The 15,372-nt window shown below is 49.5% G+C and carries 13 protein-coding genes; 4 read left to right on the top strand and 9 right to left on the bottom strand.

Annotated elements, in window-relative coordinates; all coding sequences use genetic code 11:
• Positions 1-43: 43 nt before the first annotated feature.
• On the bottom strand, positions 44-2,125 hold the full coding sequence (locus M3630_RS10715; RefSeq protein WP_251252086.1) for a methyl-accepting chemotaxis protein: 2,082 nt from the start codon (positions 2,123-2,125) through the stop codon (positions 44-46).
• 122 nt (positions 2,126-2,247) lie between these two features.
• Positions 2,248-2,721, bottom strand: coding sequence for an N-acetyltransferase (locus tag M3630_RS10710; RefSeq protein WP_173610832.1), 474 nt, complete (start codon positions 2,719-2,721; stop codon positions 2,248-2,250).
• 201 nt (positions 2,722-2,922) lie between these two features.
• On the opposite strand from M3630_RS10710, the gene M3630_RS10705 reads away from it, so the two are divergent.
• On the top strand, positions 2,923-3,516 hold the full coding sequence (locus M3630_RS10705) for a TetR/AcrR family transcriptional regulator (protein WP_047071619.1): 594 nt from the start codon (positions 2,923-2,925) through the stop codon (positions 3,514-3,516).
• A 38-nt stretch (positions 3,517-3,554) separates the two neighbouring features.
• Here M3630_RS10705 and M3630_RS10700 read toward each other — a convergent pair whose 3' ends face one another.
• From M3630_RS10700 to M3630_RS10690, 3 genes are read right to left on the bottom strand one after another with little or no spacing between them, the layout of a single operon-like run.
• Positions 3,555-5,231 carry a peptide ABC transporter substrate-binding protein gene (locus M3630_RS10700; RefSeq protein WP_251252085.1) on the bottom strand — a complete coding sequence of 559 codons (1,677 nt, stop codon included), beginning with the start codon at positions 5,229-5,231 and terminating at the stop codon, positions 3,555-3,557.
• Between the two features lie 3 nt (positions 5,232-5,234).
• Positions 5,235-5,408: a hypothetical protein gene (locus M3630_RS10695; RefSeq protein WP_173610830.1), complete on the bottom strand. Its 174-nt coding sequence runs from the start codon at positions 5,406-5,408 to the stop codon at positions 5,235-5,237.
• Positions 5,368-6,696 carry an ATP-binding protein gene (locus M3630_RS10690; protein WP_251252084.1) on the bottom strand — a complete coding sequence of 443 codons (1,329 nt, stop codon included), beginning with the start codon at positions 6,694-6,696 and terminating at the stop codon, positions 5,368-5,370. The genes M3630_RS10695 and M3630_RS10690 overlap by 41 nt, the downstream gene beginning before the upstream one ends.
• 181 nt (positions 6,697-6,877) lie before the next feature.
• Between M3630_RS10690 and M3630_RS10685 the strand changes: the two genes are divergently transcribed.
• Both M3630_RS10685 and M3630_RS10680 read left to right on the top strand, forming a co-directional pair.
• A complete protein-coding gene (locus M3630_RS10685; protein ID WP_251252083.1) occupies positions 6,878-9,370 on the top strand; it encodes a U32 family peptidase in 2,493 nt (830 codons plus the stop codon).
• Positions 9,371-9,401: 31 nt separating this feature from the next.
• Complete coding sequence (locus M3630_RS10680; protein WP_015892616.1) at positions 9,402-9,632, top strand: DUF1128 domain-containing protein; 231 nt, start codon at positions 9,402-9,404, stop codon at positions 9,630-9,632.
• Positions 9,633-9,698: 66 nt separating this feature from the next.
• On the opposite strand, the gene M3630_RS10675 is transcribed toward M3630_RS10680, so the two are convergent.
• From M3630_RS10675 to fabF, 3 genes are all read right to left on the bottom strand, one after another.
• Positions 9,699-10,769, bottom strand: a complete 1,071-nt coding sequence (locus M3630_RS10675; RefSeq protein ID WP_251252082.1) for a DUF4179 domain-containing protein — start codon at positions 10,767-10,769, stop codon at positions 9,699-9,701.
• Positions 10,744-11,292 (bottom strand): sigma-70 family RNA polymerase sigma factor, encoded by a 549-nt coding sequence (locus tag M3630_RS10670; RefSeq protein WP_251252081.1) that lies wholly within the window; start codon positions 11,290-11,292, stop codon positions 10,744-10,746. Before M3630_RS10670 ends, M3630_RS10675 begins: the two co-directional genes overlap by 26 nt.
• 127 nt (positions 11,293-11,419) lie before the next feature.
• Positions 11,420-12,652, bottom strand: coding sequence for a beta-ketoacyl-ACP synthase II (fabF, locus tag M3630_RS10665; RefSeq protein WP_251252080.1), 1,233 nt, complete (start codon positions 12,650-12,652; stop codon positions 11,420-11,422).
• Positions 12,653-12,786: 134 nt separating this feature from the next.
• Between fabF and M3630_RS10660 the strand changes: the two genes are divergently transcribed.
• Entirely contained in the window at positions 12,787-13,653 is an 867-nt protein-coding gene (locus M3630_RS10660; protein WP_251252079.1) for a helix-turn-helix transcriptional regulator, read from the top strand.
• An 84-nt stretch (positions 13,654-13,737) separates the two neighbouring features.
• On the opposite strand, the gene cimA is transcribed toward M3630_RS10660, so the two are convergent.
• Entirely contained in the window at positions 13,738-15,360 is a 1,623-nt protein-coding gene (cimA, locus tag M3630_RS10655; protein ID WP_173610823.1) for a citramalate synthase, read from the bottom strand.
• Between the last annotated feature and the right edge of the window lie 12 nt (positions 15,361-15,372).

Raw genomic sequence — 15,372 nt, 5'->3', positions numbered from 1 at the left:
AGAAAAGGCAGTTGTCACCGGCTTTTGCTCCGTCCCTCTTTTCTTAATTTTCGCGCGAAACAAAGGTTGCAAGGGAGCTTCTCAGCTCTTCTGCCAGAATAGCCAGCTGATTCGCAGCATCTGCGATGAGCTCCATCGCTGCACTCTGCTCCTCTACCGCAGCCGAGATGCTTTGGACACCTGCAGCCGCTTGCATTGAAGCAGACGATACTTCCCCAGCGACTACAGCTACCTGTTGGGTATCTGGCGCCATACGCTTGAAGGCTTCGCTGACGCTGTTAATTTCTTGCGACACCCCGAGGATGTTTTCCTCGATGTGCTGGAACATCTCTTGCGATTGGTGTGCTGTCTTCATGCCACGGGCGGTCGTTTGGGCACCCTCTACCATTCTGGATACTGCTTCTCTCGTATCCTTTTGTACGTCTCCAATCATGCCTACGATCTGCTGGGCAGCACTGTTGGTATCTTCCGCGAGCTTGCGCACTTCCCCTGCAACGACGGCAAATCCCTTGCCATGCTCTCCTGCTCTGGCCGCTTCGATTGCAGCATTCAAGGCTAGCAGATTGGTCTGGCGGGCAATTTCTGTAATGACAGAGATAATTCTCGAAATGTCCTTTGAGCGACCTTCCAATACATGAATGACATCCGTGGCAGCTTCTACCGAACGATTGATTTCGTCCATGCTTTCCATCACATCTGCGATTGCGCGTCTGCCTGCGTGTGCATGCTGCTTCATTTCTTCCGCAGATAAGGTCACTCGTTCTACATTTTCCGTTACCACCGCCACATCCTTCGTCAAATCCACAGCAAGATTCAAGGTTTGTCCCATTTTTTCTACCTGACTGTCAGCTGCTGCAGCCACTTGATCGACGACGAGGACAATTTGCTGGCTGGAAGCGGCAATCTCACTGGTGTTTCCCTGAATATTTCGCACGGCACCGGAAACGGAAGCAGCTGCCTGCTGAATTTGAAACAAGATTTTGCGCAGTTGCTTTTGCATCGTAACGAGAGACCCTGCCAGCTCCCCTAATTCATCTTTTCGTTTTAATAGCTTGTCAGGAATCTCACGCGAAAAGTCACCATGCCCAATCCGCTCTGCGACAGAAAGCATGCCGCGAAACGAGCGGCGAAGCCAGTTTGCTGTAAGTAATGAGATGATGACAATGAGCACGAGTACGGCACCATTAAAGGCAATCATGGCATCCCGAATGCGGGTTGGGCCTTCCAGTATTTCGGTCATATTTCTCTCTGCCAAAATCGCCCACGTCTTCTTCCCCACTTTAACCTGATCGTAGGACACGAGCACTTGCTGCCCCAAGTAATCCATGCTTTCGGCCGTTCCTTCGGATTGTTGGGTGAGCAAGACTTGATCGACGATGGGCGTATCTACTTTTTGCTGTAACAACGTATTTGATCCACTGCCCAATTGCGAGCGCATGAGCTTGTCCGGGCCGCCAACCAAGTAAATCTTCCCGGTTTCCCCCAGACCTTCTCGTTGGTTGAATATTCTTGAAATATAATCCATGGAGACTTCGACTGCTATTTGCCCGATGATGTAGCCTCGTTCGTAGATCGGCGCTGCAATGTATACCCCTGGCGCCCCTCCAGATGGTTCGTAAATGCCTAGATCCGACATTTCTGCGCTTTGGGTTTTCTGGACTTGCTGCACAGTCTGGCCAAGTACAGAGTCAGCGTGTGGGCCCGTCAGGAGATTGGTACCAAAATCGGCCTGCGGCTTTGTCTCGTACACGATGTCCCCTTGTGCATTCAACAGAAAAGCATTTACGAAGCCGTAACGGGCAACCTCCATCTTCAATTCGTTCGTATATCGCGCTTGCACTTCTTCATAAGCAGGCGATTCCAGGCCTTGCCGCCACACGTCCTCAAACGAAGAAAGGGCGGACATTACTGTTCCCGATGCAGCCAACGTATCCACGTTCCTGGCTCGCTCGCGAAAGTAATTTTCCACCTGTTCCTTGTTGCTTTGACGTAGTGCTTCCAGTGTAGCGGCACTTCCATTCAACAATTCCTGCTTGGATTCCTGATAAGCAAACACTCCCGCTGCCGTCAGCGGTACACTTCCTGCCAATAGTAGTACGAGCAGTATACGAGCGCCCAACTTCATGGAAAAGCCCCCCATTTTTGCCAAACTATTTTTCTGGTATACTAATAGAATATTGTTTATATTTCTACTATTCATATGAATATAGTACCAGAAAAGGAAAAAGGAAGGCTAGACCAAATGTATCAGGACGTTTCGAAAATCATAGCAATTTCGTCGCACATCGGCAGCTTGGAGCAGTTAATACAATCCTTCCAGGCTTTTTGCGGCAGTGTTTCCTTGGCGACCACCCAAAATCCGCACTTTTCAAAAAACACTTGTTGATAGGTCAGCGCCAGTACACGCTTAATTCCCAAAAGGCGGCATTGCTCAACCAAATGAAGAACCAGATGCTTCCCAACGCCCATCCCCTTTGCTTTTTCCGAGATAGCCAAGGAGCGGATCTCCGCCAGGTCCTCCCACAAAATATGCAAGCCTGCGACACCTACGACCGAATCTCCATCATGAGCGACAATAAAGGATTGCAAGTTTTCCAAGAAAGACAGCTTCGTACGTGGCAGCATCAAGCCCTGCTGTGCATATTCATTAACAATCTCCAACATGGCATCCACGTCTTTCATCGTAGCCTGACGTACTGCCAGCGCCTTTGCAACACCCATTTTACTCTCCTCCACCCCATGCATAACGAGCCTGGTATGATTTAATATTTATTCATTATAGTATATAAATATACATTCGCACTGCGCAGAAGTCTATCCTTTTTTCACCTAAATTATGCTCAATTGCATGAACTATTCTTTTGTTAGGTAACGGTTGTGTTATAATCAAGCGTACGAGTTCTTAAGGAGGTGCTACATAACTTGACGACGAGACGGGAACGGAAAAAGCGCGAAACACGCGAAAAAATCTTCAATGCTGCCATCAAGCTTTTCAAAACGCATGGCTTTGAAGCAACCACCATCGACATGATTTCCGAAGAAGCCGATGTTGCTCGCGGTACGATCTTTTTGCATTTCACTTCAAAGGAAGCCATTCTCGCTAACTGGGGATATGAACGTCTGCATGAAATCGAGGAGCGTCGGGAAGAGTGGGACTATGGTAACGACTGCAAATCGAAGGTACTGCGGATCTACAAGATCATGAATGAAGTCACCATTACCAATTTCGATTTCATCAAAGTCGTCGTAGAATCTTCGATGAAACATCGAAAAGTGCTTGAGAATGAAAAGAACATGTACTTTGAATTGCGCCAACTATTCGCTGACCTGATTGAAGAAGCGCAAGAAAAGAATCAATTGAAAAGCAAATTCAACCCTCTTGTCGCTGCAAATATGTTGGAAAATATTTACTATAACGCTCTTTATGATTGGGTACGCAGCGAAGGCGCCTGGGCACTCGAAGAAATCATGGAAGAGAAGGTCTCTATCGTATTCGAAGGGCTGGTCGTGGAATAATCCGACTGACCAGCCCTTCGAATGTGACTACATATGATTTATTCGAAATAGGCCCATTTGTACTGCGCGTATCCCAGACCAGAAATGACTACGCCTTTCAACTTGGGGTTTTGCGCATACACCGTAGACTTAAAGTAAAACGGAATAACTGGCATTTCGTCTACCAAGATTTTCTCAGCCTCTTGCAAGATCGCTTTTCGTTTGGCAGCATCCTTCTCCTTGGCAGAAGCCGCCAATAGATCGGCAAATTGACGATTCTCCCAACGAGTATGGTTGTTGCCTTCCTTCCTCCGGAATATTTCCAGGAAGTTGATCGGATCGTTGAAATCCCCCGTCCACCCCATCCGCGCTACTTGATACTTCCCGTTTTTCACGTTTTCATAATAGACATTCCATTCCTGATTCTCCAGCTTGACGTGCACACCCAAGTTTTTTTGCCACATGTCCTGTACGGCTTGGGCGATTTTCGTCTGTGCTTCCTCCGTATTATAGGACAGTGTAATCGGCGGGAGCTGGTCGATGCTGGCGTACCCTTCTTCCTTCATGCCTTCCGCCAACAGTTGCTTGGCTTTTTCCATGTCGTTGTCTGTAAACAAGCCTTGCTCGTTCTCAGCAAACATCGTAGGCGGCACTACGGCTGTCGCAACCAATTCCCCTCCCTGGGTGATGTTCTCCACAATGTCTTTCCGGCTGATCGCGTATGAAAAGGCTTGGCGAATTTTTTTGTTGTGGAAAGGCTTTTGCTCTGTGTTGAATTCATACCAATACGTCCCTGCTTTTGGTGTGATCACCAGCAAACCTTTTTCCTTCAAGGTCGGCATCGCGTCGAGCGGAAGATTGCCAGTCGGGGCGCCTGCCCAATCGAGATCGCCGCCCTCCAGCATGGACAGCTCTGTATTCGCGTCATTGATCATATTCATTTCGATTTTGGTCAGCTTGACAGCGTCTGCGTCCCAATAATGCTCATTTTTCGTAAGCGTCAGCTTGTTTTTATGCTCCCACGCAGTGAGTTTGAACGGTCCATTCGAGGTGTAGGCTGGTCCTGCTTCCTTCGCCCAGTCCGGATGTTCTTTCACCACTTTGGTATTTAGCGGAAAGTAGCTGTAAAAAGCCGTCAGCTCCAGGAAAAACGGCGTCGGGTTTTCCAGTTGAACAACCAGTGTCTTGTCGTCTGTTGCCTTGACCCCGATCTCTTCGGGCTTCGCTTTGCCAGCAAAGGCCGCCTCTGCATTTTTTACATAAAACAGCTGGTAGGCATACTGGGAACCGTTTTTGGAATCGAGTGCCCATTTCCAGGCATTTTCAAAATCGTGCGCGGTTACGGGATCGCCGTTCGACCACATCGCATTGTCGCGAATCGTGAAGGTGTACGTCAACAAATCATCTGATGCCTTGATTTCCTGGGCCATCGCGGGCTGTGGAACGCCCTTGTCATCAATTCGTGTCAGCCCTTCAAACGTCTGAAAAATAACATTGGATGACCAAACATCCGAAATGAGTCCGGGATGAAGAGAAAGCGGTTCTGTAAAGTTATTCAGCCTGAGTATCTGTTCAGGTTGCGTAGATGCACTAGCTGGTGTAGCTTCTGTCGTTGGTTGTGTGGCAGGCTTTGCTGCTTCCTGAGGTTGTCCGCATGCAGCAAGCGTGAAAGCCAAACCTGCTGCGAAAACAACTTTTCCTGTCTTTTGCCACCATCGGTTTGCGGAACTTCTCATGGTCTATTCTCCTTCGTTTGAGAGCCTTCGCTGTTCTTCACGCTGCTGCCATTCTTTCAGCTCGTTTTTGATTTGATAGAGTTCTGCACGTGTTTCGAGCTTGAACGCTTTTAATTCACTTCTGATGACAGCCAACTCATGAAAGAGTCGCTCCCACACCTCTTGATCTTTGTCCATGTTCGCCTCCTTTTTCGGTCGTATACACTGCAGGCAGTTGAATCGTCACCTGCGTTCCGTGCCCGCGTTCACTCTGAAAGTGGATCGTCCCCCGCATCGCCTCGATAATCCGGCAGGTTACCATCAAACCGAGACCTGTCCCTTTTTCCTTCGTAGAATAAAAAGGTAGCCCGATCTGTTCAATCTGCTCCGGCGTCATCCCCTCTCCCTCATCCTTGATGGAAATCACATGATAGTTCCCGGCTGCTCGTACGGTGACATGCAGTATGCCACCTTGTCCCATCGATTCGATACCGTTTTTCATCAGATTCATCAATGCTTGCTTGAGCTTAACGGCGTTGCTCTCAACGAATAGGCCCGGCTCGGTCTCACAGGCGATTTCCACTCGATTCATGACGCTGTACGAGGACATAATGGCGCTCACTTCTTTTACGGTATGCGCAATCTCCAGTCGCTCCAGCGTCTCAGAATGAGGCTTGGCCAGATTTAAATAGTCGGAAATGATAAATTCAGCCCGGTCGAGTTCATTTAAGACCAATCGGATGTATTCAACGTTTTTCGGATTCGTCTCCTCACGCAACAATTGGACAAAACCTCGTACCACCGTGAGTGGATTGCGCACTTCGTGGGCGACACTGGCTGCCAGCTCGCTGATCAGATTCAGCTTTTCCGAGCGTTCGACCTGCTTGCGGATAATATGAGATTCTCGAATAAACTCGATGAAATAAACGGCTCCGCCTTGTACGATCAAAGCGAGGTAGCCAATCTCCACTAACGGCTCCAGATGATCGCTAATGATGGACAACGGGAACCCTCTCCAGATCAAAACAACCATCCCTCCACCGATGATGGATAGCTGCTTTAAGCATCCGATCAAGAGAACGGCCGCTAGTTTTTTTCGTAAAGAGTAGCCATACCAACGATTGACCAACAAAAACGGGATGATCGCGTAGACCATCGTTCCAAGAATCGTTATAAGAACGCCATCGCCTCCCAGAACAATCTTTACAACAAACATCATCAAAATCGTTAAAATGCCCGGGATATACCCGGCGTATAAAATGGTAATAATGATCGGTATCGAGCGTAAATCGTACTCCATACCATTACTGAGTTGTACTGGAAAGCTCATGGCAAAAATGACACTGATCGAGCTACAAACGATAACCATGGATGATTTGACGCTCATCTTGTTCGAGGTTGATCGCCCCAGCCAAACGTTTCTATACAGCAAAACAGGGACGATAACGAACAGCAACTGCAGCAAAATGTCTTTGATGATTAACATATATCGGTTCCCCTGGTTCGTAGAATATTTCGATTTTTCTTACAGAATACCATTACTAGGTATCTTTCTGGAAGGCACATTTTCAACATCTGGCAGAAAGGATGTTTTTGTTGCGGTGACCAGCACATTTCCCTATGATGAAGAAGAGCTTGTTTGAAGACCTTGGAGGTAAGACATACACATGCGAAATGGTATAAAGCGTGAAGATATTGAGCTGTTGGCACCTGCTGGTAACTGGGACTGTTTGAAGGCAGCCGTGGCCAACGGTGCCAATGCCATCTTTTTTGGGGTAGAAAAGTTCAACGCGCGTGCTCGTGCTGAGAACTTCCAAATGGCGGAACTGCCTGAGATTATGGCTTATTTGCACATGTACGGGGTAAAGGGCTTCCTTACCTTTAATATTCTCGTATTTGAAAATGAACTGGAGGATGCACGCGAGCTGATTGACGCCTGTATTCACGCTGGAGTAGACGCGGTGATCGTACAAGACCTCGGTCTTGTAAAGATGATTCGCGAGATTTCTCCAGACTTCCCTATTCATGGCTCTACACAAATGACGATTACTTCGCCGGAAGCGGTGGAGTTCACGAAGCCGTTTGATATGGAACGCGTCGTGCTCGGTCGTGAAAATTCATTAAAAGAGATCAAAAAAATCGGAGAAAAAGCGAAGCTGCCGATGGAAGTATTCGTCCACGGTGCCTTGTGTGTTTCTTATTCCGGCCAATGTCTGACCTCGGAAATGTGGGGGGGACGCTCGGCAAACCGTGGGGAGTGTGCCCAGGCCTGTCGCTTGCCGTATGACCTGATGGTAGACGGTGTGCAAAAGGACATGGGAAACATCGCTTACGTGCTGTCCCCGAAGGACTTGGCTGCTATCGATTTGGTTCCTGAGTTGATCGAGGCTGGCGTGACTTCCTTTAAAATTGAAGGCCGCCTGAAAACACCTGAATACGTGGCAAACGTCGTGAGCAAGTACAATGCCGCCATCGAGCGTTATTTTGCCGGACAAGATACGGGACCAACCGAGGTAGAAGTACGCGAGCTGCAACAAAGCTTCTCTCGCGGGTTTACGCACGGATTTTTGACCGGGACAAACAACAAGCAGCTCGTAGATGGTTCGTTCCCGAAAAGCCGCGGTGTGTTTTTAGGAACCGTGAAAAAACTGCTTCCTACAGGCGTTTTGGTGGACATCACTGCTCCTGTCAAACGCGGAGACGGTATCGTGTTCGACGCAGGTGACCCTACGCAAAAAGAAGAAGGCGGTCGCATCTACGATATTTTGAGCCGCAGTAAAAAGGTAGAAGGTGAAGTTTCCAAAGGCTTGTACGAAATCGTCATGGGACGCAATGACGTGAATCTGAAGCGTCTTCACGTCGGTGACCGCGTATGGAAGACGAGCGACCCTGAGCTGGATCGTCGCCTGCGCAAAACGTTCGAGACCGAAAAGCCTTATCGCACCTTCCCGCTGTCCGTTCACGTGAGCGGAAAGCTGGGTGAAAAACTCAGTGTCACTTGGGTGGATAAACAAGCGAATCACGCTGTCAGTGTTCCTTCCGAGGTACTGCTGGAGACTGCTTTGAAGCGCCCTCTGACGAAAGAGTTACTGCACGATCAATTAAGCCGTCTGGGCGGAACCATTTTCCACCTGGAAGCTCACGATCTGACTGTCGATCTTGAAGGGGATCTCATCGTACCTGTCAGTGAGTTGAACCGGATGCGCCGTGACGCAGTCGAACAGCTCGTGTTCCTGCGCTCCAAGCCGCCGATTTACCACCATCACGATATCAACGTATACGCGGATGTTCCGAAGAGCCAGCCAGTGGAAAAGCCGCTCCTGACAGCGCTGTGCCGTTCCCTTGAGCAATTGGAAGCAGCTGCGCAAACCGACGTGGACTTCCTCTACGCTGACTTTGAATTCGTCAAGCAGTATCCAGAGGGTGTCAAGCTGGCCCATAAGTACGGGAAAAAGATCGGGATTGCTACGATGCGCATTCATATGCCGGATGAAAACGGGGTCCTTGCCCTGATCGCGAAAAGCAAGCCAGATGCTATTCTGGTCCGCAATACGGGAGCACTCTATTACTACTTGTCCCGTCGTGATGAAATCGACATTCCGCTGATTGGCGATTTCTCCCTGAATGTCGCGAACCACAAGGCAGTTGAGCTGTTCCTTGCAACAGGTCTTGAGCGCGTAACGCCATCGTACGATCTGAACATCCAACAAATGGTCGATCTGCTCAGCCGCTCAAACGCTGCGAACATGGAACTGGTTATCCACCAGCACATGCCGATGTTCCACACGGAGCACTGCGTATACTGCACATTCATGAGTGAAGGTACTGACCATACAAACTGCGGAACTCCATGTGAGACCTCCCGCATTTCTTTGAAAGACCGCGTCGGCTTCTCACACCCTGTACGTGTGGATACCGGTTGCCGCAATACCGTTTATAACGCGATTGACCAGTCTGGTGCTGAGTATTTGAGCGAGTTCCGCTCCCTGAATGTCGGTAGCTATCGCATCGAGTTTTTGGAAGAAGAGCCAGAGCGCGTGAAAGAGGTAATCAGTCTGTATCGCAAAGCATTGCGCGGAGAAGTTAGCGGTACACATGTATGGCGTACCCTGAAGGCAACCAACCAGTTGGGCGTCACACGTGGGCAACTGACGAAATAACTACCAGATTTGTAGAGAGGAGCGAGAAAGCATGGCTGACCTGAATCAACCGACTGTAGAAAACTTGGCCATTATCATTGAGGGCATCAAAGCAAAGCTGAACATGGCGAATACTGCGGTGATGCGCCCGGAAGATTTCGATCTCGTTCATTACGAGGATTTGCTGTACCTGTACAACATGGTGCAGAAAAAAGCAGCGTTTGGCATCAATGAAATGACTGCCATCGTTGAAGAGCTGGGTGCGATGAGAAAACAATCCTAGTTTTTGCCCCAACAAGAGAAAAAAGCGTCGCTCCTGTACATGGAGTGACGCTTTTTTGCGTGGACTTTATTTTTTCAACGTAACGGTAAACGTTTTGAACTCAATGTCTTTCCCTTGTTTCTTTATCATGTCGATGGTTGTTTGGATTATCGTTTCTTTTCCATTTCCATCTATCCCAACACCACCACCTTGAGATGGCAATGACAGATATGGAGTGATCCTTAATTCTTTTACATCTGCTGTCACAGGATCGAAACGACGGGTTCCTGCAAGATATTCTTTACCATCAGATTTTTTACCTTGGCTACCGCCTGAGTAGGCTCCTAGCTCATTTCCTTTATCATCAACGACCTTGAATTCCAAATAGCTCGATAAATAGCCGATTTCCTCCGTTACCGCCTGGAAGCTGACCACCAGTCCTGCTGGACCCATTGTTATATCCGGAACAGTGAGGTCAATGCCTCCAGCTTTTTGCTGGTGATTGATCGCAATGCGCTTGGTTTCTGTACGGGAACTGATTGGCAAGGAGAAGTTCCACTGCTTGCCGTCCTCCCCATGAAAGCTCAATCCCAGCTTGAACTCCTCTGGCAAGCCATTGATCGCATCGATATCGACAATCCCGGTCGCTAGCGTCGGCGTGATCTGTGTATGTTTGCTGCTTCCTGCGTATCCAAATGCTTTCCCATTTACCGTCAGATCTGGGGAGGAGCCTAAATAATGCTCTCCGACTGCCTGCTTCGTTTCCAATGTATAACCAATCGTAAAACGCGTGCCGTCATAGTACACTTCATTGACAGTAATTGCATGACCATCCACGTCCTGCGACTCGCCAATGACAGTTGTTAAGCCTTTTTCACTCGCTAGCTTCAATCCGTTGTCTCCATATGCCGAGAAAATCGATCCAATCAAAGGCACCTTGGACACCAGATTGGCCATCGCCGGGGAAACTGCTGCTGAGCTAAACAAGACCCCTAAAGCTACGACCGCTGCCCCTGTACTGTACACCAGCTTTCGTTTGTTCAGGCGTTTTCTCTTCGGTACAGCCTGAACCGTTTGGGCGATAATAGCGTCCAGCTTCTCTGTCGGGACTCGAATGCGATCTACTTGCTCTTTATAGGCATGAATTTTTTCTCTCATCGAAATACTCCCCTTTTAGTTTCTTTTTTAATAGCGTCAATCCTCTGTGAATATTCGTTTTTACAGTGCCTTCCGGACAATCCAGCGTTTCGGCGATTTGTTTTACGGAGTAGTCCTTGTAAAACCTTAGCAGCAGTACCGTTACATACTTTTCTTCCATCTCTTCCATTGCTTCCAGCAGATCGATCCGTTCCTCGAGCCTTACGCTTCCTGTATCCCGCACATTTTCAATCATGTCTTTGCTAAGCGAAATTACCTTGCGTTTCCTAGCCAAATAGGCAAGCGCCGAGTTGATCAAAATGCGTGTCAACCATGTGGTAAAATACTGCTCTTCCTTTAAGGTTGAAATGGAGAGCAACGCCTTATAGACCGTTTCCTGAAAAATCTCAAGTGCATCCTCTTCGTTGCGCGAATACACGAAAGCCATCTTGTACAAATTGGTTTTTTCCTGATGAATCAGCATTTGGAACGCGTCAGCATCACCAGCCTTGGCACGAGCAACGAGACCAAGTTGTCTATTCAAACAGCTCCCCCCTCCTTTTCTCCCCTGTTAGAGAAATCAGGGCGACAAAACGTTTCATTTTTTCTATCGAAATAAAAAAAGCCTGCTCTCACAGTCTACCTGAGACTACGAGAACAGGCTCTATCCATTACATTTTTTTCAGCACAATGACTGCGTTGTGACCGCCAAAGCCAAAGGAATTGGACATGCCGATGTCAAGCGTGGCTTTGCGCGCTGTATTTGGCACATAGTCCAGATCGCATTCAGGGTCACGCTCCACCTGATTGATCGTAGGGGGAATGATTCCTTCCTGCAAGCTCTTGATCAGAGCGACCGCCTCCGCCCCTCCTGCTGCACCAAACATATGACCCGTCATCGATTTGTTGGCGGTGATCGGTACACGGTACGCATGGTCGCCAAACAGCTTTTTGATAGCCAATGTCTCGGAACGGTCTCCGATTTCTGTGCTGGTTGCGTGCGCGCTGATGACATCCACGTCTGTCGGTTGCACTCCTGCTTCCTGGAGGGCCCATTTCATCGCACGGTAGGGACCGATTCCTTCCGGATGTGTCGCCACCATGTGGTAGGCATCAGAGCTTGCCCCATAGCCAATCACTTCGGCATACATGCGTGCGTTTCTTTTCTTGGCGTGTGATTCCGATTCCAAAATCACAATTCCGGCACCTTCCGCCATGACAAACCCATCCCGCTTGGCATCAAATGGCCGACTCGCTGCTGTTGGATCATCATTTCTTGTGGACAATGCCGTCGCATTGCTAAAGCTGGCGAGAGATATGTCTGTCACTGCGGCCTCAGACCCTCCTGCGATGACGACATCCGCCCCGCCCGACCGAATGAGCCGGAAAGCCTCACCGATGGACGTATTCCCAATCGAGCACGCCGTAACAGGTGACATCGTTGGCCCGTACAGACCGTACTTGATGCTGATCATCGCTGCTGCCATGTTGGAGATGAGCATGGGAACCAGCGTCGGACTGACCCGCTCAGGACCTCGTTCACGAAGAACGTCATGCTGCTCAAGGAGCGTCCCTACCCCACCGATGCCAGAGCCTACATATACCCCGATGCGCTCGCGGTCCAACTCGTCCAGCCGAAGCCCAGCATCCTCTAGCGCTTCTTCTGCAGCAGCAAGGGCAAACTGGCAAAAGCGGTCCATTCGCCGCGATTCTTTGCGCCCAAACCGCTCTACCGGATCAAAATCTCGCACCAAACCTGCGATTTTCGTTTTATTGCGTGCTGTATCAAAAGTATCAATAGGCGAGATACCAGACTTCCCTTGCACGAGACTGTTCCAAAACTGATTCACTGTATTCCCTATCGGGGAGATTACCCCCATGCCTGTGACAACGACTTTTTCCATGATTAGCCTCCCATTGAGTGCCTTATGAAAACAATCTTGTCACACGGGTTATCCTATTACAAGTTGTTGTTTATCCTAGTATAATGAGTACTAGTCTAACAAACTTAACCAGTTGAGGAAACGGAGAGTGTACCATGAATCAGCAAACACGTTTGCAGGCACTGTCTACTTTTTTGAAAGCGCAGCGCGCCAAAATCCTGCCACAATCGGTCGGGCTGGCTCCTGGGACACGCAGAAGAACACCTGGGCTTCGAAGAGAAGAAGTTGCTCAACTCGCGGGGGTTAGCTCCACCTGGTATACATGGCTGGAACAAGGCCGCGATATCAAGGTCTCGCCATCCGTTCTGGATGCGGTAGCGAGAGCCCTACAGCTTACCGTCGATGAGCGAAAATATTTGTATGCGCTGGCACTGGAGACAGGCACTGGAGTAGGGCAAGACGTGCAAAAAGAAGATGAACCGCCGAAGATCAATCCTGCCCTCAAACGAATCTTAAAAGAGTTGCGCTCATGTCCAACCATCATTTCAGATCGGCGCAGTCATATTGTCGGCTGGAACGAGGCAGCGGCGCATGTCTTTCTCGATTTTGAACAAATCCCTTATGAAGAGCGCAATTTGATCCGCCTGGTGTTTACGCGAAAGGAATTACGGCGGCTGGCCGTGAACTGGGAGCATTTCGTCAGCGGCTTTCTCGCGATTTTTCGCGCCAATTACGGTCAGTATGTAGAGGACGAGTGGTACGAGCAGTTTTTAAGCGAAATGCGACAGGTTCATCCCGACTTTCACGAGCTTTGGGAGCAAAGCCGCGTCAGCTCAGCACCGGAGGTTTTACTGGAATTCCGTCATGCAAAGGCAGGGAAAATGCTCTTTCATCTGACTTCGCTGCAAGTTTCCGGGAGCGCGGATTTGCGGTGCAGCATTTACACGCCTGACCCGAATTCTGCCACGGAGACAAAGCTGCGGCAGCTAATTGATCGGCCGGTTTCATCTTCGAAGCCGTGACCGAAGGTCTTTGTGGTTTGAGTCAACATGGTGGAAGAGAAGAAAAACCAGCCCGACGGCATCTGCCCGGGCTGGTTCACTTTGCTAATGATTCACAATTCCTACGCGCGTCCCGGAGGAAGCAAGGCTTCCTACTTCCTCGCAGCCTTCTTTCCACAGCAAGTAACGGATACTGTCTGCCAGCGCTTCCCAGCTCGCTTCGATGACGTTGGTAGAGACACCGACTGTGCTCCACTTTTCGCCGTTGCTCGAGGATTCGATCAGGACACGTACTTTTGCGGCAGTCGCGCCATTTTCGTCCAGGACACGCACTTTGTAATCTTCCAGCTGCATTTTTGCAATGCATGGATAGTAGCCTTCCAATGCTTTTCGCATCGCATTGTCCAGTGCATTCACCGGACCATTGCCATCAGCAGCCGTATGGACAGACTCCCCGTTCACCCGCAACTTCACGGTCGCCTCCGACGTGATCGATTGGACGGCTGCCTTTTCCAGCATGATTTTGAAGGAGTCTAGTTTGAACAGGTTCTTCAGCTTGCCGGAGGCTTCCAGCAGCATCAGCGTCAGTGAAGCCTCTGCTCCCTCGTATTGATAGCCTTGGAATTCGCGCTCTTTGATGTGTGTAATGATTTCTCTCGCCTTTTGGCGATCCAGCGAGAGGTCGATCTCGAGCTCTTCCATTTTGGCGAGCAAATTGCTTTGTCCTGCGAGTTCTGAGACGAGTACGCGGCGTTTGTTGCCGATGTTTTCTGGCTCGATGTGCTCGTACGTTTTCGGGTCGCGCATAACGGCGCTTACGTGAATACCACCCTTGTGAGCAAAAGCACTGTACCCGACAAACGGCTGATTGTTCGGCATGGTCATGTTGGCAATTTCCGCTACATAGCGAGACAGCTGTGTCAGCTCCTGCAATTGATCAGTGCTCACACAATGATAGCCCAGCTTGAGCTGCAAATTGGGAACCACAGAGATCAAATTGACATTCCCGCAGCGCTCACCGATGCCGTTAATCGTTCCTTGCACTTGCTGTGCGCCAGCCTGAATCGCAGCTAGTGCATTGGCAACTGCCACTCCACTGTCATTATGCGGATGAATGCCTACAGGCGTCCGCAGATGGCCCACAGTCGTTTTGACAATATCATAAACTTCATGCGGCAGTGTCCCGCCATTTGTATCACAGAGAACAATCCAGTCAGCCCCAGCCTCTTCTGCTGCTTCTAGCACCCGCAATGCGTAGCGCGGGTTCGCCTTGTACCCATCGAAGAAATGCTCAGCCAAAAAGAGAGTCGTCAGTCCGTTTTCTTTTAAAAATGCGACCGAATCAGCGACCATGCGCACGTTTTCTTCCAATGTCGTCTTCAGAGCATCTGTCACGTGCAAATCCCATGATTTCCCGAAGATCGCGGCTGCCGAGGCTCCGCTTAAGATCAACGCTTGCAGATTGTCATCATCTGGCGCTGCTACATTCGGTCTACAGGTACTGCCAAAAGCCGTTACCTTTGCGTGCTGCAGCGAAATCTCCCGGATACGCTCAAAAAAAGCCATGTCCTTTGGATTGCTGCCCGGCCAACCGCCTTCAATAAAATCGATACCAAACTGGTCCAGCCGCAGTGCGATCTTTATCTTGTCTTCTACTGACAGGCTGATCCCCTCTCCCTGCGTACCATCTCGCAGGGTCGTATCATACAGATACACCTTGCTATTCATGTTTCTTCTCCA

It is taken from the genome of Brevibacillus sp. MER 51 (genome assembly GCF_023714195.1).
Lineage (GTDB): Bacteria > Bacillota > Bacilli > Brevibacillales > Brevibacillaceae > Brevibacillus.
This window is presented reverse-complemented; position numbering and strand designations above follow the sequence as displayed.

Bases quoted from the DNA above. Each gene is read 5' to 3' on its own strand.
- M3630_RS10685 (WP_251252083.1), top strand. From the start codon at position 6,878: ATGCGAAATGGTATAAAGCGTGAAGATATTGAGCTGTTGGCACCTGCT.
- M3630_RS10660 (WP_251252079.1), top strand. From the start codon at position 12,787: ATGAATCAGCAAACACGTTTGCAGGCACTGTCTACTTTTTTGAAAGCG.
- M3630_RS10710 (WP_173610832.1), bottom strand. From the start codon at position 2,721: ATGGGTGTTGCAAAGGCGCTGGCAGTACGTCAGGCTACGATGAAAGAC.
- M3630_RS10690 (WP_251252084.1), bottom strand. From the start codon at position 6,696: ATGTTAATCATCAAAGACATTTTGCTGCAGTTGCTGTTCGTTATCGTC.
- cimA (WP_173610823.1), bottom strand. From the start codon at position 15,360: ATGAATAGCAAGGTGTATCTGTATGATACGACCCTGCGAGATGGTACG.
- M3630_RS10695 (WP_173610830.1), bottom strand. From the start codon at position 5,408: ATGGACAAAGATCAAGAGGTGTGGGAGCGACTCTTTCATGAGTTGGCT.
- M3630_RS10700 (WP_251252085.1), bottom strand. From the start codon at position 5,231: ATGAGAAGTTCCGCAAACCGATGGTGGCAAAAGACAGGAAAAGTTGTT.
- M3630_RS10680 (WP_015892616.1), top strand. From the start codon at position 9,402: ATGGCTGACCTGAATCAACCGACTGTAGAAAACTTGGCCATTATCATT.
- M3630_RS10675 (WP_251252082.1), bottom strand. From the start codon at position 10,769: ATGAGAGAAAAAATTCATGCCTATAAAGAGCAAGTAGATCGCATTCGA.
- M3630_RS10715 (WP_251252086.1), bottom strand. From the start codon at position 2,125: ATGAAGTTGGGCGCTCGTATACTGCTCGTACTACTATTGGCAGGAAGT.
- fabF (WP_251252080.1), bottom strand. From the start codon at position 12,652: ATGGAAAAAGTCGTTGTCACAGGCATGGGGGTAATCTCCCCGATAGGG.